The sequence below is a fragment of the Paraburkholderia sp. SIMBA_030 genome (assembly GCF_046535245.1).
Classification (GTDB): Bacteria; Pseudomonadota; Gammaproteobacteria; order Burkholderiales; family Burkholderiaceae; genus Paraburkholderia.
The window spans coordinates 1-276 of the sequence record NZ_JAWRXB010000214.1 but is presented as its reverse complement, the minus strand read 5'-3'; the positions used below and the strand labels follow the sequence as shown (position 1 = coordinate 276).

Genomic DNA, 276 nt, shown 5'->3' with positions numbered 1-276 from the left:
TTCACGAGGATCACGAGCGTCGCGATCATGAGAATGCCGCCCTGCACCACCGGATAATCGCGGCGGCTGATCGCGTCGATCAGCCATTTGCCGATGCCGGGCCCGGAGAACAGCGTTTCGGCGAGCACCGCGCCCGCGAGCAGCGTGCCCACCTGCAGGCCGATCACGGTCACGACGGGAATCAGCGCGTTGCGCAGCGCGTGCACAACGATCACGCGCATGGGCGACAGCCCCTTGGCGCGCGCGGTGCGGATGTAGTCCTCGCGCAGCACTTCG

At 67.4% G+C, this 276-nt stretch carries 1 protein-coding gene; it reads right to left on the bottom strand.

Annotated features, from left to right (window positions below):
* Positions 1 to 276 (bottom strand): ABC transporter permease subunit (locus SB772_RS39725; protein WP_410838482.1); only part of this gene is annotated, 276 nt, incomplete at both ends.